Here is a 24,342-nt window from a genome sequence, read left to right as displayed (position 1 = left end):
GACCGGGGCGGGCCCTTCATCCTGGCTGTATCGCTACCCGGCGTCGACGGTCGTGGCTTCGATCGACCGGGTGCCTCCACCGTGGGTGACGTCGATGCGCCGCGGTTTGGCTGCCTCGGCGACGGGGATGGTCACCGTCAGCAGACCGTTCTCGTAGGTCGCGGAGATGCGGCTGGCGTCGACGCCGTCACCGAGTGAGATCTGTCGTCGGTAGGTGCCGAAGAAGCGTTCGTTGGCCAACCACTGGGCGGCGTCCTCGGAGCGTGCCGATCGGTGCGCGGTCAGGGTGAGGGTGCCGTTGTCGGTGGTGACGTCCACCGAGCCGGGGTCAACGCCGGGCAGGTCTGCCGTCAGCACGTAGTGGTCGTCGATCTTGCAAAGGTCCATCGGCATGAACCGAGGACTGCGATTCGATCCGGCCTGGCTCGCCAGCAGGCCCCGGGTCAGAGTCTCCAAGTCACTGAACGGATCAAAGCGAAGCACAGCAATCCACCTCCAATGTCGCTCAGTGCCCGCCACTTTGGCGGACAATCTCACTGTGCAATCGCGAGATTAGCACTCTCGCCCGGCGAGTGCTAGATGGAATTTTCGACTATTTCGGGCGCCCTGAGGCCTGTCGGCCAAGTGCTCGTCAACTCGGAAGCTCGACGACCGCAACGCCTTTCTGCGACGGCCCGCGCGTCAGCGCGTCATTCGACTCATCGTCGGCCTGCGCCGTCTCAAAGGCATTGCCATCCGAGGAGTCGGTCGGTTCCGAGGTGAAGGCGACGGCTCGCAACAACGGTCCGACGATGACGTCGAAGAGGGCGGGAAACATGCGGTATGCGGCAATGGCTGGCCGGTTCAGCCACCCCACCTGACGCTCGCTCGAGCGTGGCCGATCGGTGGCCCGAATGATGGCCGCCACCACGGTCGACGGGGCGACAGCGGCCGGCGGTATCCGAGGAGTGCGCCCGTAGTAATTGCTCGCGGTACTGAATACTGGCGTGTCGACCGGGCCTGGATAGACGCCGTGCACCCGGATGCCCGGTGAGTGCCGGTACTCCTGGCGAAGTGCGCGCACCAAGCCGTTGAGTCCGAACTTACTGGCGACATAGGCGGATTGGTAGGGCACGGCAACCGAGCCAAGGAGGGAGCCGATCAAGATCAGGTGGCCCGCCTCCCTGGCCTGAAAATGGGCCAGCGCGCACCGCGCCACGTTGGCCGACCCCAACAGGTTGGTCCGCACGATTGCGTCGAACACCCCGGCAGGCACATCGGCAAAACGTCCGAACGCCGTGATCGCCGCACACTGCACCGTGATGTCGACGTGGCCGAACCGGGCCACGGCGGCGGCGAACAAGCTCTCCACCTGCTCGGTTTCGGCGATGTCCGTGACGTGAACCAGCACGTCGCCAGCGCCGGCGGCCCGACACTGGTCGGCGACCCGTTGCAACGCCTTCTCCGATCGCGCAGCCAGCACCAACTCGGCACCCTTGGCCGCATAGCGCAGCGCAGTCTCCTTGCCGATGCCGCTGGACGCACCCGTCACCACGACTACCTCGACAAATCGTTCAATACTGGACACCATGTGCAGTTACCCGCGGATCGGGCGCTGAAACGACGTGAATCGGCTTGTCATCGAGACATTTTGGATCTCGCGGTGCGCTCCGCCATGTTGAGCATCTGCAGGATGCCGGTGGCCGCGACCGCGCTCCAGCCGCCGCGACCGCTCGCGATCAGTGCCGCGACGACGGCAACCGGTGCCAGCAGCGCAACGGGATCACGGCGGCGCTCGAGCACGCGGTCGATGGCCATCGGGGTGCCTGAGGCGAGGTTGATCGCCACGACGGTCCAATCCGGCCAGCCGACGCGTCCGAACCCGGCCGCGCGACCGACGGCAAATGCGCCCCACAACGCCAACGAGGTGTCGTGCACCAGCTGGGTGACAGCCCGCGGGTCGGCTCGCCGCGTGCTACGCCACCCGGTCGCGGCGCTGCTTCCGACGGCCCCGTCGGCGAGGCCTTCGATCAGTTCCCGCGCGCTCTGTGTCGACGAATGCGTTGGCGTCCACCCGAGCTCGCGCTGCGCCCTTGAGGTGTCCATGACAGGAGTGCCGAAGGCGACGTCGTACCAGCCGGGGGTCAGGGCGATGATGCGCGCGCCACTCAACGCGGACACTACCGACCGAACGAGCTTGGGGCGCAATGCGATTGATCGGCCACCCACCAGCTCGCCGAGGGCGCGGGCGTCCAGGACGTCCGCCGCAACGTTGAACGACCCACGGGCACGCCGCTGAATCATCCTGACCACCGCGTCGCCCACGTCGTCGGCGTGGACGAACTGCAGCGCCGTGCCTGCCGGAAGCGGCAGGACGGGCAGCTGTCGACGGCGCAGCATCTCCAGTGCCGACCGAGGCACCAACGGACCCAGGTACAGCGACCGAATCAAGTACGCCGCCTCACGCTGCACGACCACGGTCGGACGGAACCGGGATACCGCGACCTCGGGATGATCACGTTCGAACTCGTCGAGTACGCGCTCGACGATCACCTTGTGGCGGCTATAGGTCGATGTCGCCTGACCGGTGTCGGGCCAATCCTCGGCGACGGGCATCGAGCCTCCGGACGCGTAGATGCCCAGACTCGAGGCGTACACGAGCTGACCCACCCCGGCGGCAGCCATCGCACTCAACACCGACTTGGAACCGTTGACGTTTGCCCGGTACAAGTAGGCCTCGTCGCGGACCGGTTTCACCGCGAGCGCGAGGTGCACCACGACGTCGGCGTCGCGCATCACCGGCACCAGCCGCGCCCCTGCATCGGGCTCGGACAGGTCGACGGCATGCCAGCGCACCCGCCGATAAACGGCCCCCTCGGTGGGAGGCCTGCGGCACACCCCAACCACCTCCGCGTCCGGAAGGTGACGCGCCAGCGCCCGTAACACGCCCGTTCCGACGTTCCCCGACGCTCCGGTCACGACGATGCGCGTGTGATCGGCCGTCACGACGGATACCCCTCCGGCCGTGGGCCGCACTGTTCAGCTGGCACGAGCATGCGCTCCATTTCGCAAGGCGGAGGACGGAACGGGACGAAACGCCCCGACGCCCGCCGCTCGACACGCACCTACCCGCATGCCGCCACGACAAACGCCGCACGTTCAGTGCCCGCCCCCTGGAGCCGGCCCCGGGGTCCGTTTGATTGCGTGCCGCGTGGGAAATGCCCAAGACGAGCCAAGACTGGCCACGATGGGAGAGACACGTGCCCAAGGGAACCGGGATCTACGAAGACGAGCCGCGTCAGCACCGCACGTCCTATACCCCCGAACCGGACGATCGCGAGAACGAACTCCGCGAGGCGGATTCCAAGTCCGACGAATCCGACACCGAGGAAGCCGTCGAACCACCCGACTGATCCTTCGAAGTTTGGCGTGTCACGGGTCGCGGGTACCGCGTCGCGATGACCACGATCAATTATCCCGGTGCGACCGGCGACATGCCGCAGCAACCGCTCGACGAGATGCGCGACTACGTCGGTCGCGAACTGTTGTCCGGTAGGCGAGCGCTCATCACCGGTGGTGACTCGGGGATCGGCCGCGCCGTTGCCGTCGCGTTCGCCAAGGAGGGTGCCGACGTGGCCATCGCCTATCTCAGCGAACACGACGACGCGGACCACACGGTCGCCCTGATCGAGCGGGAGGGCAGGCGGGCCTTCTCCTTCCCCGGTGATCTCGGCGAGGCCGACCACTGCCGAGACGTCGTGGCGGATGCGGCCGAGGCGTTGGGCGGTCTCGATTTGCTGGTGAACAACGTCGCCTTCCAGAACCCCGTCGACGACCTCGGGCAGATCTCGGATCTTCAGTGGCGTCGTACGTTCGCCGTCAACGTCGACAGCTACTTCTACGTCACCAAGGCTGCGCTGCTTCACCTGCCCCGCGGCTCGGCGATAGTGAACACCGCGTCCATCAACGGGCTGCGCGGCAACAAGACCCTGATGGATTACTCGGCAACCAAGGGCGCCATCATCGCGCTGACCTACTCGCTGGCTCAGTCCTTGCAGGATCGCGGTATCAGGGTGAACTGCGTTGCGCCGGGACCGGTCTGGACGCCGTTGATTCCGGCGACCATGCCGCCGGACAAGGTCGAGTCGTTCGGCGAACAGGTGCCGATGGGTCGTGCCGCGCAACCCGACGAGATCGCACCGTCCTATGTCTTCTTCGCCTCCGACCGGTTGTCGTCCTACTACAGCGGCGAGGTTCTCGCGCCGATCGGTGGCGAGACCCTACCCGGCTGATGCGCCGGCGGAGGATTCGGTGAAGGTCGCCAACCGGCCGAGGTCTGCCTCGACCTGGTGGTCAGCCGCCGAACCCATTCACTGGCCGTCGTCCCTACCGCGGGATTCCCGCAGCCGGCGACCACGCTCGAGGTCCTCTAGCTCTTTGGCCTGATTCTTCTCGGCGACGGTGTTGTCGCGGGGAGGCAGCTGGAGATCGTCCTCGGCCGCAATCCCGGCTTGAAGTTGCCGTCCACGTTCGAGTTCGGCGTCCAACTCGGCTCCAAAGAGAAGCGCGAGATTGGTGATCCACAACCACAGTAGAAAGACGACGACCCCGGCAAGGGCACCGTAGGTCTTGTTGTAGCTGCCGAAGTTGCCGACGTAGAAGCCAAAGCCGACAGAGGCGAGGATCCAGGCCAGGATCGCCACGCCGGCACCGATGCTGATCCACCGGAAGTTCGGCTGCTTCACGTTTGGTGAGGAGTGATACAGCACCGCGACGGCCAAGACCACGAAGACGAGGACGACGGGCCAACGCGCCACGTTCCACGCTGTTTGGGCCACCTCACCCGCCCCGATCGCGCCGCCAACTGCCTCGGCGATCGGTCCGCTGACCGCCAGCAGGAACGCGACCGTGGCTGCCGCGATCAGGCCGACCAGGGTCAGCAGCAGCTGAAGCGGCCGCAGCTTCCATGCCGGCCGACCCTCCTCGACTTCGTAGATCCGGTTCATGGCCCTACCGAACGCACCGACGTAACCCGACGCCGACCACAGTGCGCCTCCGATGCCCACGACGAGTGCGAGGCCGGCGGACGGTGATTCGACGAGCTGCTGGATCGGGCCGCGTAGCGTTTCGACTGCAGAAGAAGGACCGACGTCGTCGATGATCTGGAGGACTGCGTCGGTAGTGCGCTTGCCTTGGCCGAAGACCCCCAACAGCGAGACCATGACCACCAGGGCCGGAAACAGCGACAGCACTGCGTAATAGGTGAGAGCGGCTGCGAGATCGGTGCATTGATCGGTGCCGAACTCCCGGACGGTCTTGCGGAGCACGTAGAGGATGGACGGCTTGCTCAGATCGGAGGGGGAGTCCGGTTTGGACGGATCGTCGGGATCGGGGGCGTCCTTCGTGCCCGCGTTGGCGTCGAGGTCCGCCTCCGCCTGCGGATCGCTGTACTCACCCGGTCGTGAGACGTGTTGCCCCGGCCGCCGATTCCACCACCGCGTGACGAGAAGGCCGGTGAGGGATGCACCCAAGAGCACGAGCAACCGTCGCGTGCGAGACGGCGTTGCGCTTCGACTGATCTGGGTCGTCATGTCGTACTTCCTCACACCCACGGTTGTCGTTGCACGGCGCACGCCATGCTGAGCGAGATGCCCACAACTCGGTGGATGAAACCGGCACCCCGTGATCGGTGCCGCGGATCCTCGGTCGCCGCGGCGTGCCGAGCCGAGCCATTGGACCCCGCCGAGGCCAACCGCGTGCCTCGGGGCGAGCAGAATGGTCTCGTGCCGACGCGCAGCATCAGCCTCCGGAATCTGGGGGCGTGGGTCATCAAGTGCAACCCCAGCAAGACTCCCGTGGAGCCCATGCGCGCACTGGGTGTGGCGAAGCCGTCATGGTGCGTTGCCGACAACTATCGCTCGAAGTTGATGCAGCCTGACCAACGAGTGCTGCTGTGGGTGTCGGCGCACGCCCAGAGGGGCATCTGGGGTGCCGGTTTGATCACCGGCGAGCCATCTCGCGATGGTCGACAGTTGCACGTGCCGGTTGACATTCCGCTTTTCGACGAGCCACTGACGGCGGCGGAGCTGACGCTAGTGGCAGGTCTGCACTCCATGGAGGTGTTTCGGGCGCCACAGCAGTCGAACCCATCCTGGGTGAGCGCGGCGGAGCTCGCTCTCGTCGAACCTCTACTGGCGTCGCGGGCCTGAAGACGCCGCTACCAGGCGGAGCCGACGTCGGATGGGCCAGGGAACCTACCCACGATGGCATAGTCACCGGGGGTGGCGCCGAACCGACTGCGGAACGCCTTGATGAAGTGCGACACGCTCGTGTATCCCACCGACCGCGACACATCCGCCACCCCTGGCCGCCCTTCGTCGAGGAGCTGCCGGGCCCGCTCCAATCGCGTCTCCTTGACGTACTGGTAGGGCGAGTGACCGGTGGTCTCACGAAACACCCGGGAGAATGCCGACGGGCTCAGGCACACCTGCTTGGCCAGGATCTTGACAGTGAGCGGTTCGGCAAGGTTCGCCGCAACGTAATCCACCGCCGCAGCGACCGGACTGCCCTCGGTCTGGTGGGCGGCCAGTCGCAACAATCGCATCCGCTGCTCACCCTGCAGTATCCGATAGACCATCTCCTGGACATGGAGCGGTGTCAGCACGCGGCGGTCACCGCTCGCCGAGAGCGAGCCGAGAAACCGCGACACCGCATTCAGCAGTTCGTCGTCGAGCGTGGAGATCAGACACTCGTCGTCGTCGTCGTCCGGCGGTCTGACGGACACCGCACGCCCCCGCATGCTCGACCATACGGAGCGGACCAGTTGCGGGTCGATTTCCAGCACGAAGCCGAGGATCGGTTGGTGCGGCGACGCTTCCAGGATCCGGCAATCGAGACGCCGGTGGCTGCCGATCACCGCATACGCGAGCTGCCCGCGCAACCGACGATCTCCGACCGCCGCGACTGCGTCACCGGCCTGGGCGATGACGCCCAACGAGAGGCATTCGACACCCTCCCACCCCGGCGGCGTAGGACGGGTAAACCGATAGATCGTCAGGCCGGGCCACGGGCCGTCATTTGCCCCTTCGCGGCGGGCCCGGCTGCTCAGCTCGAACCACAGTCGTGCGGCCGTCGGCGCCTGTTGGACGACGAGGTCGAGGCTGGGAGGCGACATCATCACCGCTCTTGGATTCTCCAGAAGGTAGGTGCTGCAGGACTATTCGACATCGGTACCCGTCATCCCCCTGTCGATGAGCCAGCTCAGCACGACGTCGGCGACTTCACGCCAGCGGTGATCGACCGTCAGAGAGTGGCCTGCGCCGTCGAACTCGTGGAAGTCCGTGACGGCAGTCGATCTGGCGTATTGCCTGAACGCGGCCTTCGCGGTCACGAGCGGCACGGTGTGATCGACGGTGCCCGCGGTGATCAAGAGAGGCCCGCGAGCGGTGTTACCCGTGTCGACCTCGGCGGGTGATTTCGAGGTGAAGTTAGCCGTCGCCGCCTCGAACAGCGGCTTGCCAGGGGAGGGAATGGACCACCGCTCCCACAACGAATCGGACTCCGTCTCGGTCAGCGCGTTACCGAAGCCGTAGCGAAATTGACTGCGCGTCAGCGCCTTCGCCCGCGAGCGGTTCAGAGGATTGCCCAACACCGGGAAGGCCGAGCGCAACTGCGTGAGCGGGAGCGGCTTGACCCCCTTGATCGGCGCTGGATCGATGGCGATCGCGGCGGCCACGTGGTTCCGCCCGAGCAACTTCTGAGCCACTAGCCCGCCGAATGAATGCCCGATGGCGATCGGAGGAGTTTCGAACTGCTCCATGACAGCCGTGAAGTGCTCGGTCACCTGGTTTATGCCGAAACCAGCCTGAGCACGGGCATTTTCACGGGATGCAACGGCGGTGTCGGCCTCTCCCGGCCACCGCGGCGCGATGCCTCGATAGCCATTGTCGGCGAAGTAGTCGATCCATGGCTGCCATGCGGTGTACGAGATCCACAGACCGTGGATGAAGACGACGTTCGTCACGGACCCGAACGTATTCGGGTGAACTTGACAGCGAGTTGACGGTTAGTGGACGCCGAGTTCGGCGAGAAGCTGGTCAGCACGTCGGACGAACAAGCGCGCCTCGCGGTCCGCGGACAGTGCGCGGGCCTTCTCGGCGGCAGCGCGGACAACGGCTACCGGCTGACCCTGAGCCTGCAACAGCCGAGCACGCAGTAACAGCAGCAAACCCTCTGGGTAACGCTGACCGTAGGTGTCGAGGTAGAAGTCAGCCCGATCGAGCGCGATGGCTGCGTCATCGATCGAGCCAACCGCCAGGTGCATCTCGCCGAGCAGCGCGTACCAGGTTGCAACACAGGAGCGCGGCGGGTCGAGGAGGTTCGCGGCAATGAGTCGCTGAGCCTCCGAGATGGCTGCCGCGTCGCCGTTGGTGAGGGCGAGCCCCCAACACCGGGCAAGTCGCTGATAGGTGCCGAGGAACACGAACGAAAACCCGGGATCAACGGCGATCCCCCTCTCGGCCACACGGAGCGCCCACGCTGGGTCACCGACTATCGATGCGATCCTCGCGGCGATGGTGGCCCACACCGTGATTCGGTACGGGTTGTCGCCTGCGGCGTCCTCCAGCGTGTCGAGGAGGCGCCGACCCGAGTCGACGTCGCCGTGCAATGCGCTCGTCTCGGCCAAGAGCCCCGTCATCAACAACTTCAGGTCACGGCGGACGGGATCCTCGTCGTGCCGGGTCAGATTCGCGACGAGGGTGCGCTCGGACTGGCTCAGGTACCGGAATGATTCACCGATGTTGCCGATGTCCCACTGGTGGATGCCCCAGGCTTGAAGGCCATAGGCGCGCACGATGGGATCGGATGACGCGTAGCCCTCCTCGAGCAGTCGGCGCGCCAACGGGCCACTGCGGTCGAACTCGACGCCTTGGGCGTGGGCAGCCCACCGTGAGTACAGGAATCCGATGGCCTCCAGCTCACGTCCGAGACCGCGCGCCAGGTGCTCGGCGCGCTCCAGCAGGTCGAGCGCCGATCGGCCGTACATCGAACGCATCCCGACGACGGCGGTCAGCTGCGACAGCGCGGATAGCTCCAGCTCGGCCAGGCCTGCGCTGCGTGAAACCCTTACGGCCGAGCGCAACTGCCACTCGGCCGCCTCCAGAGCCGACTTCGTCGCCGCACAGCTACCCGCACGGACCAGCGCACTCGCGGTGCGAGCCGGCTCTGCGAATGGCCCCGCCGACCATAGGTGATACGCGAGACGCTCGGCAATCGAATCATCCTCGGGATCAGTGCGTTCCAACGCATCCGCGATCCGCACGTGCAGTTCGGTCTTCCGGCGCGGCGGCGTGATTCCGGTGACCGACTCGCGGACCAGGTCGTGAGTGAATCGGAACGTAAACTGATCCCCGGGCAAGGGGTGAAGCAATCCAAGGGACTGCAGCGGCTCGACGCGGGCAAGGCACGTCTGAACATCGAGATCGCACGCCGCCGCGAGCAGCCCGAGGCCCACCTCTCGGCCGATCAGCGCGGCGGTCTCCACCACGTCCTTGACGCCGTCGTCGAGTCGGTCCAACCGGTCCCAGACGACATCCCGAACGGTGGATGGCACCCCGGCCGCCTCAGCAGCCTCGGCACCGAGCGCGCCGCTGTCGGCGAGGAAACGGGACAGCTCCCTGACGAAGAACGGGTTGCCCGCAGTGCGCGTGTGGATGCCGCGAATGGCTCCGGAGTCGGCGTCCTGGCCCGTCTCACGACGGACCAGTTCGGCGACCTCGGCCAGCCCGAGGGGTCTCAGTCGGAGGCGTCGATGAGCGAGCACCCGGCTGGCGGCCGCAAGCGTGCGCGCCAGCTTGGCGTCCGGACTCGGCGCACGATCGCGAAGCGCACCGATGATGGCGATGCTGCCGGAGAGTCGGGTTGCCAAGTGGCTGAACAACTCTAGCGATGCGACGTCGGCCCAGTGAAGGTCGTCGATGACGATCACCAGCGGCCGCTGCGCCGAAACCTGGCCGACGGCGTCGACGACCCGCTCGAAGAGCCGGAACTGGGTGCCGTTGTCGGGCAGGAAGGACCCGGCGAGGATGCCTTCCCGTGGCTCGACGAGTCGGCCGAGGTCGGTGCCGAGCAAGCTCTCCTGCGTTGCTGAGGGCAGAGTTGCGACGATGGCATCGACCACTTGCACCCACGGCCACATGGACGGGGTGCCCTCGCCCTCCAGGCAACTACCCCACGCGACGGTGGCCCCGCGTCGATCGGCCTCGGCGCCGATCTCCTGCAGCAAGCGCGTCTTACCGACGCCGGGCTCGCCCTCCACGATGGCGAGCGCCTGGCCGCCCGCGAACGCGGCATCCATTGCCTGTCGAAGCACGGCGAGCTCTTCCTCCCGGCCGACGAGTGCACTCGCAGAGGGGGTTTCGCCGTCGCGCCCACCGGATGCCGATTTGGAGGGTGGGCTCAACACCCGTTCGTGCGCGGTCGTCAGTGCCGGACCGGGATCGAGGCCGAGGTCCTCTGCGAGGCGGGTGCGCATCGTGCGGAAGACCGCCAGCGCCTCCACCGTCCGCCCGGCGGCACCCAAGACCTCGATCAGCGCAGCATGTACGGGTTCGTGCAACGGCGCCATCACAGCGGCCAGTTGCACCGGCAGCAGGACTCGATCGGGTTGGGCCAGCGAGACAGCGAGTTCGGCAGCGGCTGTGCACGCGTCGAAGAACTCGTCGTTCAAGCCGGCGAAGACGGGCATCGCCGCCGGCCCCGTATCCAGCCCGTCGCCCGCAGGCCCGGTCCAGAGGTTCAACGCCCTCACATAGCAGTCGAGCGCCCCGTCGTGATGGCCGCGAGCGAGCTCGGACTTGGCGGAGGTGACGGACCTCCGAAAGTCGACCAGATCGAGCACCCCTGGCTCGGCCGTGAAGAGATAGCCGCTCCCCCGACGCAACACGTGCGAGCCGGTTCCCCGGACCGGAAGCGCGGGTTCCAACAACCGCCGGAGTGCGCCGATGTACTTGTGCAGGACGTTGAGGGCGCTGGCGGGAGCCCCCTCGCCCCAGATCAGGTCGACGAGCTCGGCCGCGCTGGTCGGCCGTCCCTCCCGTGCCAGTAGCAGCGCAAGCAGGTAGGCCTGTTGCCGAGGGCCTGCATCCAGCTCGGCACCACCGCGCCATAGCCGAAGCGGGCCCAGAATTTCAAGGCGCACAGCGCTTTCAGAGGGCTCGGCGCCGTCAGGAGTGTCGGCGGGACCGATTGCCACCGCCGCGTCCGTCACCCTGTGATCGCTCAGTTGTCCACCCCACTCAGCTGGGCAGACATGTTACTGACTGGGCGCTGCGAAGGCACGCCGTCCCGACGGCATCGGGCAATCCAACGTCAGCCCGGTTTCGGGTAACCGTTGCGTTCGGATATCTCCGCTGCGGCGGCGATGAGGTGCGGGGCGACGCTCGGGATCGAGTCCGCATTGATGCGGAAGGCAGGCCCAGAGATGGTGATCGCCGCTATGACGTCGCCTTCAAGGGAACGGATCGGCGCCGCGACTGCTGCCAACCCGACCTCGTGCTCGTCGATCGTCTGGGCGAAACCCCGCGCGCGAATGGTTTCCAGTTCACTCAATAGAACACTGGTGTCGACGACGGTGTGCTCTGTGTACCGTGTCAGACCCTTCGCCAGGACCGCCTTGAGGTCTTGGGGTGCCATGTGGGCGAGGAACAACTTGCCCGCCGAGGTCGCGTGCATGGGCGTCCGCTGACCGACCCAGTTCACGGTTGTCACCGTCGAGGACCCGATCACTTGCTCGATGCTCACCACGCTGGCACCGTCGTTGACGGCGACGTTGACGGTCTCGCCGACCAGTTCGGCCAGGTCCTGGCACACCGGACGACTGACGAGAGACAGGTCGTACTTCCTGGCTACGCCGGCCGCGAGTTGCGTAACGCCGTGGCCAAGTCGGTAACGGCCCCGGTTGGCGCTTTGTTCGACGAGGCCCCGCGACTCAAGGGTGCCGAGCAGCCGAGCCACTGTCGACTTGTGCACGCCAAGCGTGGTTGAGATCTCGGTGACGCCAGCCGCCCCAAGCCGCGCAATCACCTGAAGGATCGAAATCGCGCGGTCCACCGATTGCACGGCGTTGTCTCGCACTCCGCGATTGTCGCTCATGCAGACACGATACAAGTCCTCGGCGCGCTGCCGGGCCTGCCTGCCTCGGGATATTCCGGCTCTCGCGCAGCCTTTTCCATTGAGCTGCTCGTCAGAAACAGGAAGTTAACGGCACGACCCTTGACAGTGATGCAAGTCATATTGTTTTGTATTACGAGACAACCGCGCCAGACGGGACAATTCAGTTGAGTGAGGCCACCAATGGGTAAAGCCGATCAGCACTTCGTTCACGCCGACCCCGGTGATGACAGGGCACATCCCCGAGCGGAAGACGTCGACGCTCCGGTAGACAAGGTCGTCTTCGTCACGGCCATGGCGGTCACGGTCGGATTGGTGCTCTGGGGCGTGTTCTCTCCGAGCTCGCTCGCCAGTACCGCCACGGCGGTACTCGGCAAGGTCCTCGACGCCACCGGGTGGATGTACATTCTGGCCACGGCCGGCTTCGTCCTGGTGATGCTGCTGCTCGCGGTCTCCAGATACGGGCGGATCCGCCTCGGTCGTGACGACGAACACCCGGAGTTCAGCACGGCGTCGTGGATCTCGATGATGTTCGCAACGGGCATGGGCATCGGCCTCATCTTCTGGGGGGTGGCAGAGCCCGTGTCCCACTTGATGACTCCACCGATGGGCATGGCGGAGGCCGAGAGCCCCGAAGCCGCAGCTCTGGGCATGCAGTACACGCTCTTTCACTGGGGCCTGCACCCGTGGGCCCTCTACGGCGTCGTGGGATTGGCCCTCGCCTACGCGACGTTCCGCAAGGGCCAGCCGAACCTGCTCAGCTCGATCGTCTTCCCCAAGCGGCCTCCCCGTCACCCGCTCCGGCGCGCGATCGACATCTTCGGACTCTTCATCACCACCTTCGGCGCAGCGACATCGCTTGGGCTCGGCGCGATCCAGATCAACAGCGGGCTCACCCGGGTATTCGGTTTGCCGAAGAGTGACCTCGTTGCCATCGTGGTGATTCTGGCCCTCACCGCGGCGTTCGTGGTGTCGGCGGTCAGCGGTACCGAACGGGGTATCAAGTGGATGGCCAACATCAACGCCGGACTGGCCGTAGCCTTGCTGATCTTCGTCTTCGCTCTGGGGCCGACGATCTTCCTGCTCAACGACTTCGCCGAATCAGTCGGTGATTACCTGACCCAGTTGGTGCCGATGAGCTTCCGGACCGGTGCCTTCGGTGGCGGCGAGTGGCTCGCCGGCTGGACCATCTTCTACTGGGCCTGGTGGATGTCATGGGCACCGTTCGTCGGTGTCTTCATGGCCCGCATCTCACGAGGCCGCACGATTCGCGAGTTCGTGATCTGCGTCCTAATCGTCCCGACGCTGGTGAGCACGCTTTGGTTCGTGGTGATGGGCGGCACGGCTACTCAGTTCCAGCTCAACGGCACCGCTGATATGGCGGGATCGTTGGAAAGCGGCGTCGAGAACACTCTGTTCACCATGCTCGACGCCATGCCGTGGTCCACGTTCACCGCGGTCCTGGTGGTAGTGCTGATCCTGCTCTTCTATGTCGCGGGCGCGGATTCGGCATCGCTGGTGCTCGGCATGCAATCCCAGAGCGGATCGCTGCACCCGCGGACCTGGCTGGTGGTGACGTGGGGATCGATGATCGGTGCGGTAGCGATCGCGCTGCTCCTCGCGGGAGGGCTCGAAGCAATTCAGACCACCGTCATCGTCTTCGGTGTTCCCTTCCTCATCGTGATGATCGGGGTCTGCTACAGCTTGTTCAAACAGCTGCGTGCTGAGCCGGTGTTCATTGCCGACACCCCGATAGCGAAAGCCGTTGCGGCGGAGAGTCGCCCGCGCCAACGTACGCCTGGCGGCAACGGTGCACTACCGGACGAGCCGGACGAGCCGGACGCCATGGTCGATGTACCGGTCACCGACGGAGCCCGAAGTCGGCAGTAGGACTGAGGTTCGCGTGGTGGGATCGGACGGTCGGTCCCACCACGCGGCTTTTGGCATGCGGGCCCCATTGGACATGCGGGCCCCGTTGGAGATGGGACTCACCGTTTCACCGTCGCGTTCACACCCATCCCGGGGCGGTCGCGCAGGGGTCAGCCGTCGATCCGAAGGTCGCTGCGGGGCCTCGAGCAGCACGGCAGGATCTTGTTCTGAGTGATCTCGCGGGGACGAATCCCGCCCTTGTGCTGCATGTCGACCTCGCCAGCCAGCAGGGTGGTCTTGCATGTACCGCACATGCCTTCGGTGCAGGTAGCGGGAAGCCGAAGGCCGGCCGCGGATGCTGCATCGAGGATGCTCTGGTCCGCGTCACAGTCAACGGTAATCCCACTGCGCTCGAACGTGATTCGATGGGTGGTCGCCTTCGTGCCACCCGCTGGCTGGTCAGCCTCGTCTGCCGGACCAGTACCGGGGGCAGGCTGATCGCTGGCAGGCAGCGCCTCGAAGGAGAAGCTCTCCTCGTGGTAGTTGCGCATGTCGTAGGAGAGTTCGAGGAGGATTTTTCGCACCGAACTCATGTACGCAGGAGGACCGCAGGTGTATGTCTGGCGCTCATTCAGATCAGGTACGAGAGCGTGCACCATGGGGGCCGACAGGCGGCCCCGGAACCCGGTCCAGCGCTCAGAGGGGTAGTCGCCTTCGCAGACGTGATGGACACGGATGTTCGGCATCACCTCTGAGATGGCGAGCAGCTCACGCCGAAAGATGATGTCCGCGGGCGATCGCGCGCTGTGCACGAAGAGCACGTCGGTCTCCGACCCGAGGTCGAACAGGGTCCGGGTCATGGACATGACCGGGGTGATACCGCTACCGGCGGACAGGAACAGATACTTCGGTGCCGTGTGGTCCAGTGTGAAACTGCCAAGCGGCGCCTGCGCCCTGATACGGCTGCCCGCAGTGACGTTGTCGTGCAGCCAGTTCGAGACTGGCCCGCCGAGCACCCGCTTCACCGTGATCGAGAGCAGATGGGGACGGGTAGGCGGCGACGAGATCGTGTAGCAGCGGGTGAACCTCTCACCGTTGATGTCGAGCTGCAGGGTGATGAATTGGCCGGGATCGAACCTGAAGGTGCGGTCGCCGTCGGGGTGGAAGTGAAAGCTCTTGACGTCGTGGGTGATGTCAAGGACGCGCCGACACACCAAGACGGTGTCCTCGTCGTCGCCCCAGCACTCCGGTGCCCACGGCGGAGGCAACGTGTCGAACCCGCCTGCCGCGGGGTTGCGAACAGCGGTCGGATAGGCCATGTCGGGTCCCCTGGGATTCAGATGCTCAGGTGCTCTTGCAGGCGTCCGACGTACCAGTTGACGAACGCCTCGACGTCGTCTTCGACCATGGAGTACGGTCCTGGCTGGTAGGCGGGGCTGGTGACACCGGCCTGAGTCTGTTTCACCAGCATGCTGTCCTGATCGTTGGTCGCCCGCCACACTCGGGTCAGGGCGTCACGGTCATAGTCGACGCCCTCCGCGGCGTCTCGGTGGACCAGCCACGTCGTGCGCAATACGGTCTTGGCCGGCCCCGATGGGAGCACGCGGAACAGCACGGCGTGGTCACTCAGCATGTGGAACCACGAGTTCGGCTGCATGTGTAGGGACAGGTCGCCGAATGCCGGAGTCTGAATCGAACCCATCAACGTCCGCGACACCCGTTCTCCCCCTGGGCCGAAGGATGCGCCCGCTCCGTCCAACGGCAGGTGCGTAATCTTGAATCCGGTGGCTCGGGTGTCCAGCTCGCACCGTTCATCCCGCGGGAACAGTGCTGCCGTGCAGGCTGATTCAAGTCGCGCCGCCGCGACCTGGTAGCGGTCGAAGACGGGGCGCAGACGCGGCGTGATGTCGTCCTCGGAGTACCCGAAGAGCGGGAAGTACGCCGTGATGAGCTCCGGATGGGCGACATCGCAATGCTGACATTCGCGATTGTTCTCCATGACGAGCTTCCAGTTGCCGTCTTCCACCGTGTCGATCTGGTGCGCGACTTTGGCGTTCGCGAGATCGTACGGAGCCAAATAGGGTGCGATGACGGCCGCCACGTCGCCGAAGTCCGGCGGAGCCTCGGCCGCCAGACAGATGAACACGAGTCCACCAACAGTCCTCACGTGTACCGGTTTGAGGCTGAAGCGATCCTTCTCGAAAGACGGCGGTTGAGCTTCGGCGAAGATCAGTGAACCGTCGGCGCGGTAGGTCCATTGATGATAGGGACAGACCAGGTTGCCCACCGCGCCGCAGTCAGCCTCGAGGAGTCGGGATCCACGGTGGCGGCACACATTGTGTAGAGCTCGGACACTCTCGTCGTCGTCGCGCACGATGATCACGGAGTACGTGCCGACCTGCGCCGTGACGAAATCGCCTGGTTCGGGAATCTCTGCCTCCGCAGCGACGAAGAGCCAATGCTTGGCGAACACGGCTTCGATGTCGAGGGCGAAGATCTCGGGGCTGGTGTAGAACTCAGCGTCCAGGCTGTATCCCACTGCCCGGCCCTTGACCAGTGAGGCGACGTCCGCCGCAGACGTATTGGCGAGCATGCCGTTCCCCGTCCCTTGTGTGCCGGGCGTCCACGCTGCGGCCGCTCGTCGCGACCAAGGATCCCGTTAATTGTCTCGTAATGTACAACAGCGGCGCACAGCGGAACAATAGATGAAATCGCCATGGGTGAACCTAGTTCCGGAGGACTATGCGAGAACTCTTGACAGCGGTGCCATCGGTGCTGTTCTGTATTGCGCTATATACGCGCATTGCGAGACAAGTGGTGATGTTGAGCTCGACGGGCCTACCACGGTCGACACGCAGGCACCGCCGTGACCGGCCGGCACAGCGAAGGGAACCACCATGATCAAGAGATCACTTCTGTTGGCAGCCAACAGCAAGAGACTCGAGCACACCGTAAGCAGCAACAGGCATACGAGTCTGGTGGTGTCGCGATACGTTGCGGGAACCACTCTGGATCAGGCCATCACCGCGACCCTGGACCTCAACGCCAAGGGCATCGACGTCAGTCTCGATCTGCTTGGCGAGACCGTCGACGACCTGGCGGAGTCGGCCACCGCCACGGAGGCCTACGTCGAGACCATCCATCGGATCGCCGAAGACGCACCCGGCGCCACGGTTTCGGTGAAATTGTCCCAACTCGGAATCGCCATCAACCCGGCGGTGTGCCAGGCGCACCTGAAGGAACTTGCGAGCGCCGGGAAGGCCGCCGGCGTCGCCGTCGAAGTGGACATGGAGCACAGCTCGGTTGGGCCACAGACCCTCGAGGCCTTCCGTGAAGTCCTGCCGTCACATCCCGACACCCGAGTGGCGATGCAGGCCGCGATGCGCCGCACCCCCCACGATTTGAACTCGTTCACCGACGTCAAGCCGCGTATCCGATTGGTCAAGGGAGCGTTCCTGGAATCGCTCGACAAGGCGTTGTGTGATCACGCGGAGGTGACGGCCCAGTACCGCTTCCTGACCGAGTGGGCGCTGGCCAATCTGCCCGACCCGGCATTCGGCACACACGACGACTCCTGCATCGAACACGTGAAGGCTTCCGCCGCGCGGCTGGGCATCGATAAGCGAGACTACGAATTCCAGATGCTGTACGGGGTTCGTCGCGACGTACAGGAACAACTGGCGCTCGACGGCTACCGGGTGCGGGTGTATTTGCCCTTCGGTAGTCAGTGGTACCCGTACCTGATGCGCCGGATGGCCGAGCGCCCAGCCAACTTGACGCTGTTCCTGCGGTCCCTGGTCAGCGGCTGAGCATTCCCAAAACACTTCAGTCTTGCGTCGAACGGCATACTTCGGAGGCACTCATGACAACGGCAACAAACATCACCGCGAACCCCCGCGTGCCCGACCCGGTGAACGTCGAGACACTCGACTACGCGCCCGGCTCACCGGAGGCCACCCGGCTGCTGAGGGTCATCGAGACCGTGCGCGGTCAGACGCGCAGCCTGCCCCACGTCATCAACGGTGCGCGGCTGGAGACCCCGGAGACGACGCGAGTGGTGGCGCCGCACGAGCATGGCCTCACCCTCGGACATCTCGCCACTGCCAGGGCGCAAGACGTCCAGGCCGCGATCGACGCATCGCTGGCAGCCCGCCATGACTGGTCCCGAACCCCGTGGTGGGAGCGCGCGGCGATCTTCCTGCGAGCTTCCGAACTGATCAACGGCCGGTTCCGCGACGAACTCCTTGCCACCACCATGCTGGGACAGTCGAAGACGTTCCACCAGGCCGAGATCGACATCAACGAACTCATCGACTTCCTTCGCTACAACGTCAAGCTGGCATCACAGATCTTCGACACCCAGCCGTTCTCGGTCACCGGGGTCCTCAATGTGATGGATCACCGCCCCCTCGAAGGATTCGTACTCGCTCTGACGCCCTTCAACTTCACCGCCATCGCCGGCAACCTACCCGCCACGGCGACGTTGATGGGAAACGTCGTCGTGTGGAAGCCGTCCGAGAAGTCGGCACTCTCGAGCCAGGTCGTCATGAGAGTGTTCGAAGAGGCCGGGCTGCCGCCCGGAGTGATCAACCTCGTGCACGGCGACGGTCACCTCGTGAGTACCACCGCACAAGCACACGAACTGCTCGCCGGAATCAGCTTCACCGGGTCCACCGCCGTATTTCGCAACCTGTGGAGAACCACTGCGGCGAATCTCGACGTCTACCGCAGTTATCCACGGCTCGTCGGCGAAACCGGTGGAAAGAACGCAGTCATCGCCCACCCCACCGCCGACCCGGAAGCGCTGCTGGTGGCTCTGGTGCGTGGCGCGTTCGAGTACCAGGGGCAGAAGTGCTCGGCGGCGTCGCGCGCCTACCTCCCGCGCAGCCTGTGGCGCGACCTGGAGGGTCCGTTGGTGGAGACCACCGCGGGGTTGCGGGTCGGCGACGTCGCGGATCACCAGACCTTTCTCGGCGCGGTCATCAGCGAAGCCTCCGCTCAGCGGCTCCGGGGAGCCATCGACATGGTCAAAGGTGATGGCGCGCATGAGATTCTCGTCGGCGGCACCATCTCGACCGAACGCGGCTGGTTCGTCGATCCGACGATCGTGCGAACCGACGACCCGTCGTCGTTCACGATGTCAGAGGAACTGTTCGGCCCCTTCCTCAGCGTGTACGTCTACGAGGACTCCGACTGGGAGCGCACTCTTGATCTGGTCGATGGCACCAGCCAGTACGCATTGACCTGTTCCATCTTCGCGAGCGACCGCCGCGCGATCACCACTGCATTGGACAAGTTGCGCGACACGGCAGGCATGACCTATGTCAACGACAAGCCGACCGGAGCCACCATGGGTCAACAATCGTTCGGCGGTGGCCGCGCGTCGGGTACCAACGACAAGACTGGTTCCGTATTGGCCCTGTACAGATGGTTGTCGGGACGATTCATCAAGGAGTCGATGGCTCCGGCCCTCGACTGGACCTACCCCTACATGGGATGAGAAGTCCAAATACATTGTGAAACATACTCTTTCACGTGAGGATTTGATCTGATGAGTAAACCGAACGCCACGGCCGACGTGCTCGTCGTCGGCGGTGGGCTCATCGGAAGCTCGGCGGCATGGGCTCTGACCGAACGCGGTGTCACCGGGGTCGCCATCGTGGAACGGGGGACCGTCGGCTCCGGCGGCACCGCCAAGTCCTCCGGAGTCGTGCGGTGCCACTACGGGGTCTCCTCACTGGCCGCGATGGCCACCCGCAGCCTGGAGTTGTTCGAGCAAGCCGCCGAGATCCTGGGAAGCGACGTCGGATTCCACCAGACGGGCTACGTCGTCGGGGTCGGACCGCAGAATGCCGAGGCCATCAGCGCATCGATGGACGCGCAGCGGGCGGTGGGGGTCCGTACCGAGAGCATCTCGACGGACGAAGTGCAGAAGCTTTGGCCCGTGGCCGATCTCGAACCGTTCGCCGCATTCGCGTGGGAAGAGCGCGGTGGCTACGGGGATGCCTATCAGACGGCGCAAGCGTTCGCCGCGGCCGCACGTCGGCGGGGGGTGCGCCTCAGCCAGGGCAGCGCGATCTCCGACATCATCGTCGTCGGCGACCGCGTGACCGGTGTCCGACTGGTCGACGGATCCACGGTCTCCGCAGGCACGGTGGTGCTAGCCGCCGGCCCGTGGTCGGTGGCTTTGCTCGCTGCCCACCGCATCGACCTGCCCATCACGGTGCACCGCGAGGAGATCGTGCTGATCAACCCGGGCCAAGACCTCGGGCAGGTTCCGGTGTTCTCGGATCTGGTCTCCTTGCAATACATCCGTCCCGAGGGTTCCGACGGTCAGATCCTGTTCGGAAACTCCGATCTGTCCGAGCTCGAGGTAGCCGACCCCGACGGCTATCTCAATCGTGCTACCGATGACTTCGTGGACATGGCCGTCGGCAAGGTGGGTACGCGGCTGCCGGGTCTCGACAATCCGACGATCGCATCGACCTACGCCGGCTGCTACGACGTCACGCCGGACTTCAACCCGGTCATTTCCCGGACCGAGATCGATGGCCTGATCGTGGCAGCGGGCTTCTCGGGGCACGGTTTCAAGATCTCCCCGGCCGTCGGGCGGCTCGTCGCGGATCTCGTGGTCGACGGCACCAGCTCTGACGCCGACATTCCCGCCGATGACTTCAGGCTGTCCCGATTCGCTGAAGGCAAGCCACTGGTGAGCCCGTTCCCCTACGTCGGAGCCGGCCAGATGCGTTGATGATCGGGTTGCTCCAGACGAGGGGCAGCGTCGTGTCGACGTGGCACGAGCTCGACACCGCCCTAGCGCATGGCCCGTCCGGCCGAGCCCAACATTTGCGCCGCCTCGACGACCCGTGCCGCCATCGTATTCTCGGCCGGCTTGCCCCAGGACCTGGGGTCGTAGGCCTTCTTGTTGCCGTAGGCTCCGTCGACCTTGAGCACCTGGTCGTAGTGGGCGATCATGTGGCCTGCGATGGACCGGGTGAACGCATACTGGGTGTCGGTGTCGATGTTCATCTTGACCACACCACTTGCGACGGCTGAGGCGATGTCCTCGGCGCTCGATCCCGATCCGCCGTGGAAGACGAGGTCGAACGGCTTCACCCTTCCGGTTTCGCCGCCGATGACGGCCTGAATCTCCGCGAGGATCTCCGGGCGCAGATGGACCGAATCCGGGTGGTAGACACCGTGCACGTTGCCGAAGGTCAACGCGGTCAGGTAGCGACCGCGCTCCCCCGCGCCAAGTGCCTCGATGGTGGCGCGGGCATCGTCGACGGTGGAGTACAGCTGTTCGTTGATCTCGTGGGACACGCCGTCCTCCTCGCCACCGATCACGCCGACCTCGATCTCGAGCAGCGTGTTCGCCTCCACCGATGACTCCAACAATTCCTCTGCGATGCGCAGGTTTTCGTCAAGAGGGACCGCAGACCCGTCCCACATGTGCGATTGATATAGCGGATCCAGACCGCGGCGACGACGTTCCCTCGCGTCGGCGATCAGCGGCCGGACCCAGTCGTCGAGGTTCTCGGCGGGACAGTGATCGGTATGCAGGGCCACGGTGACCGAGTAGTGCGACGCGACCTCTTGGGCGTAGAGTGCCAGTGCCTTCGACCCGGCGAAGCGACTCTGAACCTTGTTGCCGGACAGATAGAGTGCCGTACCCAGCGACACCTGGATGATGCCGTCGCTCTCGGCCTCCGCGAAGCCCTGCAGCGCGGCGTTGAGCGTCTGGGAGCTGGTCACGTTGATCGCCGGATAGGCGAACCCGCCCTCCTTGGCGCGGTCGAGCATTGCAACGTAGTGGTCGGGGGTGGCTATCGGCATGCTCGATGTCCTGTCGGTGGGGTTACGTGCATCCGCACGAATTGCGGTGGTGGAACGTCGTCGGCACGCGAATGTGTTGCGGCGCATCGTCCTGTCCTCGAATGCGGCGCAGCAGCAACTCGACCGCGGTGGCTCCGATGGTCTCGACGTCCTGCGCCGCCGCGGTGAGCTTCGGTTCGAAGAGATCCGACCACTCGAAGTCGTCGTAGCACACGAACGCCACATCAGCCGGAATCGACAAGCCAAGACTGCGAAGGGCTTTGAGCGTCCCGATGGTCATCGAGTTGTTCAAGGACACCAGCGCCGTTGGCCTGTCCGCACGCGACATCAGCGAGTGCACCTCGCGTTCGGCCACGTCCGTGCTGGAGTCGCCGTCGAGGACCAGTGTGCCGTCGACGGCGACGCCGCGGTCGGCGAGCGCCGCGGCGTACCCATCGAATCGCTCGGTGGTGGAGGATATCCCGGCGATCCCTCGGACGACGGCGATCCGACGATGGCCGAGGTCGAGCAGGTGCTCGGTCAACGCCCTGGCCGACGAGAAGTTCTCCGGGCCGACCTGATCGCTTCCGACGTCGATCCCGCGGTCGATCAGGACCAGAGGAGTCCCGGTGCGGGTGATTTCGGGGAGGGTGACCCGCTCCGACCCTGCCGCGGGTGCAACGATCATCCCGTCGACCTGCCGGTCGAGAAGCGAGCCCGTGACGCGTTTCTCCGACTCCACGTCGTCGTGGGAATCGCCGACGATCAGGACGTACCCGGCGTCGGACAGGGCCCGCTCCACGGCGTGGACCAGGCTCCCGAAGTACGGATTCGTCAACGCGGAGATCGAGAGTCCGACCGTGTGCGTGCGCCCGGCCGCGAGTGATCGTGCGACGACGTTGCGCCGGTACCCGGTCTCCTCGATGGCCGCTTCGACACGCAAGCGCGTGGCGGTGTTGACCTTGCGCGTGCCGTTGAGCACGTGGGAGACCGTGGACGCCGAGACGCCGGCCATCCGGGCAACCTCGCCCATCGTGGTCACCGGAGACGCACGATGCGGTCCGCGCGACCTGCGGTCGACTCGATCAGTTGGGCATTGCGCTCGTCGGACCCAAGCGCCCAGAACGCCGCGTCCTCCGGAGACTTTCCGTACGCCTCGTGCCTGCGCAGCAGCCGGGCGTGGCGAACATCGGTGTCGGGGGCCAAGAACCAGACCTCGTCGATGCAGGCGCGCGCGGCAGGCCACGCGTCGAAATCCAGGAGAAGGTAATTGCCCTCCGTGACCACCAGCGGCACCATGGGCGGGACGGGAATGGACGAGCCGATCGACTCTTCGATCTCGCGCCGGAACCGGGGCGCATACACGACGGGGTCGTCTACTCGCTGTGCCCGCAGGCTTGCGATCAGCCGTGCATAGCCCCCGTCGTCGAACGTGTCGTGTGCACCCTTGCGATCCAGGATCCTCAGGTCGATCAAGACTTCGTTGGCCAGGTGAAAGCCGTCCATGGGAACGAGCACGGCGGCGTCCGGTCCCAGAGCCGCGACGAGTTGCTCTGCGACGGTGGACTTCCCGGCTCCCGGGGCCCCGGTGAGACCGAGAATGCGGCGTTCCCCTGGAACGACCAGCGCCCTGGCCGACTCGACCAACTGGTCGAGGGTGGCGTCCTGCACGTCCTGGTCGATGCTCACCGTTCTCACTTCCGAATCTGTTCGCTGGACAGTTCACTCAGCCAGGCCCGCGGCCCGACCATCGAACACCGTAGTGCCGCCACGTGAGCGGAGCGTTCGATGCGCTCGGCGACGCCGCCCCCGCCCTGCGTCGAAAAGTACGAATATGCACCGTGGAAGGCATCCCCGGCTCCGAGTGTGTCGACCACCACTACCGGTTGTGCAGGTACGGAGCCGGACTCGCCGTCCGACCACCACTGAACGGGGTCACCGCCGTGGGTGACGACGACGGTTCGCACGCCAGCACCGACCAGCGTCGCGGCGGTGGCATCCGACGTGTCGTCGCCCGGGGTGTGGAAGTCGTTGGAGCACACCATGTCCGTCGCATACTCGACGAGGTCGCCCATCACCGTCTTCCACCGGCCGGCGTCCACGACGAGCGGGGTCGACCCGTCCCGCGAATGCCGTGCGGCGGCGCGCGCCAGCAGGGGATGGTGTCCGTCGACCAGCACCACGTCGGCCCCGGCCACCAAGCCGTCGAGCTCCGCCGGCGGTGTCGCGTCGGAGTTCACCGCGTCCAGCGAGACGACCGACCGGTCACCCGTCGACTCGACCACCGACACGGCGGAGACCGGCACCGCCCGGGTGGTGCCCGCCGCCGCGTCGACCACGGTCACGCCATACGCACAGAGGTCGGCCCGGATCAGGTCGGCGACCGGATCGTCACCGAGCGCGGTCACCAGCGTCGCGTCGCCACCCAGCGCCGCGAACGTCACCGCAGCATTGGCGGCCGGTCCGCCCGCGGCGACGAACTGCGCAGTCGACGTGATCTTCTCGTTC

Annotated in this window: 21 protein-coding genes; 7 read left to right on the top strand and 14 right to left on the bottom strand. The window is 65.6% G+C overall.

Annotated features, from left to right (window positions below):
- Positions 1 to 33 precede the first annotated feature (33 nt).
- From ABW137_RS05935 to ABW137_RS05925, 3 genes are all read right to left on the bottom strand, one after another.
- Positions 34 to 483: an Hsp20/alpha crystallin family protein gene (locus tag ABW137_RS05935; RefSeq protein ID WP_526397867.1), complete on the bottom strand. Its 450-nt coding sequence runs from the start codon at positions 481 to 483 to the stop codon at positions 34 to 36.
- A 148-nt stretch (positions 484 to 631) separates the two neighbouring features.
- Positions 632 to 1,531, bottom strand: a complete 900-nt coding sequence (locus tag ABW137_RS05930) for an SDR family NAD(P)-dependent oxidoreductase (protein WP_526397865.1) — start codon at positions 1,529 to 1,531, stop codon at positions 632 to 634.
- Positions 1,532 to 1,617: 86 nt separating this feature from the next.
- Entirely contained in the window at positions 1,618 to 2,985 is a 1,368-nt protein-coding gene (locus tag ABW137_RS05925; protein ID WP_526397863.1) for an NAD-dependent epimerase/dehydratase family protein, read from the bottom strand.
- 254 nt (positions 2,986 to 3,239) lie between these two features.
- On the opposite strand from ABW137_RS05925, the gene ABW137_RS05920 reads away from it, so the two are divergent.
- Together ABW137_RS05920 and ABW137_RS05915 are read left to right on the top strand one after the other, a co-directional pair.
- Entirely contained in the window at positions 3,240 to 3,392 is a 153-nt protein-coding gene (locus ABW137_RS05920) for a hypothetical protein (protein ID WP_526397861.1), read from the top strand.
- Between the two features lie 45 nt (positions 3,393 to 3,437).
- Positions 3,438 to 4,271: an SDR family oxidoreductase gene (locus ABW137_RS05915; RefSeq protein WP_526397859.1), complete on the top strand. Its 834-nt coding sequence runs from the start codon at positions 3,438 to 3,440 to the stop codon at positions 4,269 to 4,271.
- A 78-nt stretch (positions 4,272 to 4,349) separates the two neighbouring features.
- On the opposite strand, the gene ABW137_RS05910 is transcribed toward ABW137_RS05915, so the two are convergent.
- Positions 4,350 to 5,570 carry a YhjD/YihY/BrkB family envelope integrity protein gene (locus tag ABW137_RS05910; RefSeq protein WP_526397857.1) on the bottom strand — a complete coding sequence of 407 codons (1,221 nt, stop codon included), beginning with the start codon at positions 5,568 to 5,570 and terminating at the stop codon, positions 4,350 to 4,352.
- A 192-nt stretch (positions 5,571 to 5,762) separates the two neighbouring features.
- Between ABW137_RS05910 and ABW137_RS05905 the strand changes: the two genes are divergently transcribed.
- A complete protein-coding gene (locus ABW137_RS05905) occupies positions 5,763 to 6,188 on the top strand; it encodes a hypothetical protein (protein WP_526397855.1) in 426 nt (141 codons plus the stop codon).
- Between the two features lie 8 nt (positions 6,189 to 6,196).
- On the opposite strand, the gene ABW137_RS05900 is transcribed toward ABW137_RS05905, so the two are convergent.
- The 4 genes from ABW137_RS05900 to ABW137_RS05885 all read right to left on the bottom strand — a co-directional run bounded on the left by ABW137_RS05900 (position 6,197) and on the right by ABW137_RS05885 (position 12,132).
- Positions 6,197 to 7,156, bottom strand: coding sequence for a helix-turn-helix domain-containing protein (locus ABW137_RS05900; protein ID WP_526397853.1), 960 nt, complete (start codon positions 7,154 to 7,156; stop codon positions 6,197 to 6,199).
- A gap of 39 nt (positions 7,157 to 7,195) precedes the next feature.
- The gene (locus ABW137_RS05895) at positions 7,196 to 8,002 is read right to left on the bottom strand and encodes an alpha/beta hydrolase (RefSeq protein ID WP_526397851.1); all 807 of its coding nucleotides are present in this window, start codon (positions 8,000 to 8,002) and stop codon (positions 7,196 to 7,198) included.
- Between the two features lie 42 nt (positions 8,003 to 8,044).
- Complete coding sequence (locus tag ABW137_RS05890; protein WP_526397849.1) at positions 8,045 to 11,233, bottom strand: ATP-binding protein; 3,189 nt, start codon at positions 11,231 to 11,233, stop codon at positions 8,045 to 8,047.
- Between the two features lie 116 nt (positions 11,234 to 11,349).
- Positions 11,350 to 12,132, bottom strand: a complete 783-nt coding sequence (locus ABW137_RS05885) for an IclR family transcriptional regulator (protein ID WP_526397847.1) — start codon at positions 12,130 to 12,132, stop codon at positions 11,350 to 11,352.
- 201 nt (positions 12,133 to 12,333) lie between these two features.
- On the opposite strand from ABW137_RS05885, the gene ABW137_RS05880 reads away from it, so the two are divergent.
- Positions 12,334 to 14,040: a BCCT family transporter gene (locus tag ABW137_RS05880; RefSeq protein WP_526397845.1), complete on the top strand. Its 1,707-nt coding sequence runs from the start codon at positions 12,334 to 12,336 to the stop codon at positions 14,038 to 14,040.
- Between the two features lie 149 nt (positions 14,041 to 14,189).
- Here the strand turns inward: ABW137_RS05880 and ABW137_RS05875 are convergent, their stop codons facing one another.
- On the bottom strand, positions 14,190 to 15,338 hold the full coding sequence (locus ABW137_RS05875) for an FAD-binding oxidoreductase (RefSeq protein WP_526397843.1): 1,149 nt from the start codon (positions 15,336 to 15,338) through the stop codon (positions 14,190 to 14,192).
- 17 nt (positions 15,339 to 15,355) lie between these two features.
- Positions 15,356 to 16,612 (bottom strand): aromatic ring-hydroxylating oxygenase subunit alpha, encoded by a 1,257-nt coding sequence (locus ABW137_RS05870; RefSeq protein WP_526397841.1) that lies wholly within the window; start codon positions 16,610 to 16,612, stop codon positions 15,356 to 15,358.
- A 304-nt stretch (positions 16,613 to 16,916) separates the two neighbouring features.
- Here ABW137_RS05870 and ABW137_RS05865 point away from each other — a divergent pair, with 304 nt between their 5' ends.
- From ABW137_RS05865 to ABW137_RS05855, 3 genes are read left to right on the top strand one after another with little or no spacing between them, the layout of a single operon-like run.
- Positions 16,917 to 17,828: a proline dehydrogenase family protein gene (locus tag ABW137_RS05865; protein WP_526397839.1), complete on the top strand. Its 912-nt coding sequence runs from the start codon at positions 16,917 to 16,919 to the stop codon at positions 17,826 to 17,828.
- Positions 17,829 to 17,881: 53 nt separating this feature from the next.
- Complete coding sequence (gene pruA / locus ABW137_RS05860; protein WP_526397837.1) at positions 17,882 to 19,519, top strand: L-glutamate gamma-semialdehyde dehydrogenase; 1,638 nt, start codon at positions 17,882 to 17,884, stop codon at positions 19,517 to 19,519.
- A 51-nt stretch (positions 19,520 to 19,570) separates the two neighbouring features.
- Positions 19,571 to 20,770, top strand: a complete 1,200-nt coding sequence (locus tag ABW137_RS05855; protein ID WP_526397835.1) for an NAD(P)/FAD-dependent oxidoreductase — start codon at positions 19,571 to 19,573, stop codon at positions 20,768 to 20,770.
- A 62-nt stretch (positions 20,771 to 20,832) separates the two neighbouring features.
- On the opposite strand, the gene fbaA is transcribed toward ABW137_RS05855, so the two are convergent.
- The 4 genes from fbaA to ABW137_RS05835 form a co-directional block, all read right to left on the bottom strand.
- Complete coding sequence (gene fbaA, locus ABW137_RS05850; protein WP_526397833.1) at positions 20,833 to 21,855, bottom strand: class II fructose-bisphosphate aldolase; 1,023 nt, start codon at positions 21,853 to 21,855, stop codon at positions 20,833 to 20,835.
- Between the two features lie 22 nt (positions 21,856 to 21,877).
- The gene (locus tag ABW137_RS05845) at positions 21,878 to 22,867 is read right to left on the bottom strand and encodes a LacI family DNA-binding transcriptional regulator (protein ID WP_526397869.1); all 990 of its coding nucleotides are present in this window, start codon (positions 22,865 to 22,867) and stop codon (positions 21,878 to 21,880) included.
- Between the two features lie 5 nt (positions 22,868 to 22,872).
- Positions 22,873 to 23,523 (bottom strand): nucleoside/nucleotide kinase family protein, encoded by a 651-nt coding sequence (locus tag ABW137_RS05840; RefSeq protein ID WP_526397831.1) that lies wholly within the window; start codon positions 23,521 to 23,523, stop codon positions 22,873 to 22,875.
- A 5-nt stretch (positions 23,524 to 23,528) separates the two neighbouring features.
- A partial coding sequence (locus tag ABW137_RS05835) for a PfkB family carbohydrate kinase (protein ID WP_526397829.1) occupies positions 23,529 to 24,342 on the bottom strand: 814 nt, incomplete at its 5' end.

Origin of the sequence: Mycobacterium sp. (assembly GCF_040509115.1) — a bacterium.
Taxonomy (GTDB): Bacteria; Actinomycetota; Actinomycetes; order Mycobacteriales; family Mycobacteriaceae; genus Mycobacterium.
Note: the sequence above shows the minus strand (reverse complement) of the source record. Positions and strands in the feature narration are given on the sequence as shown.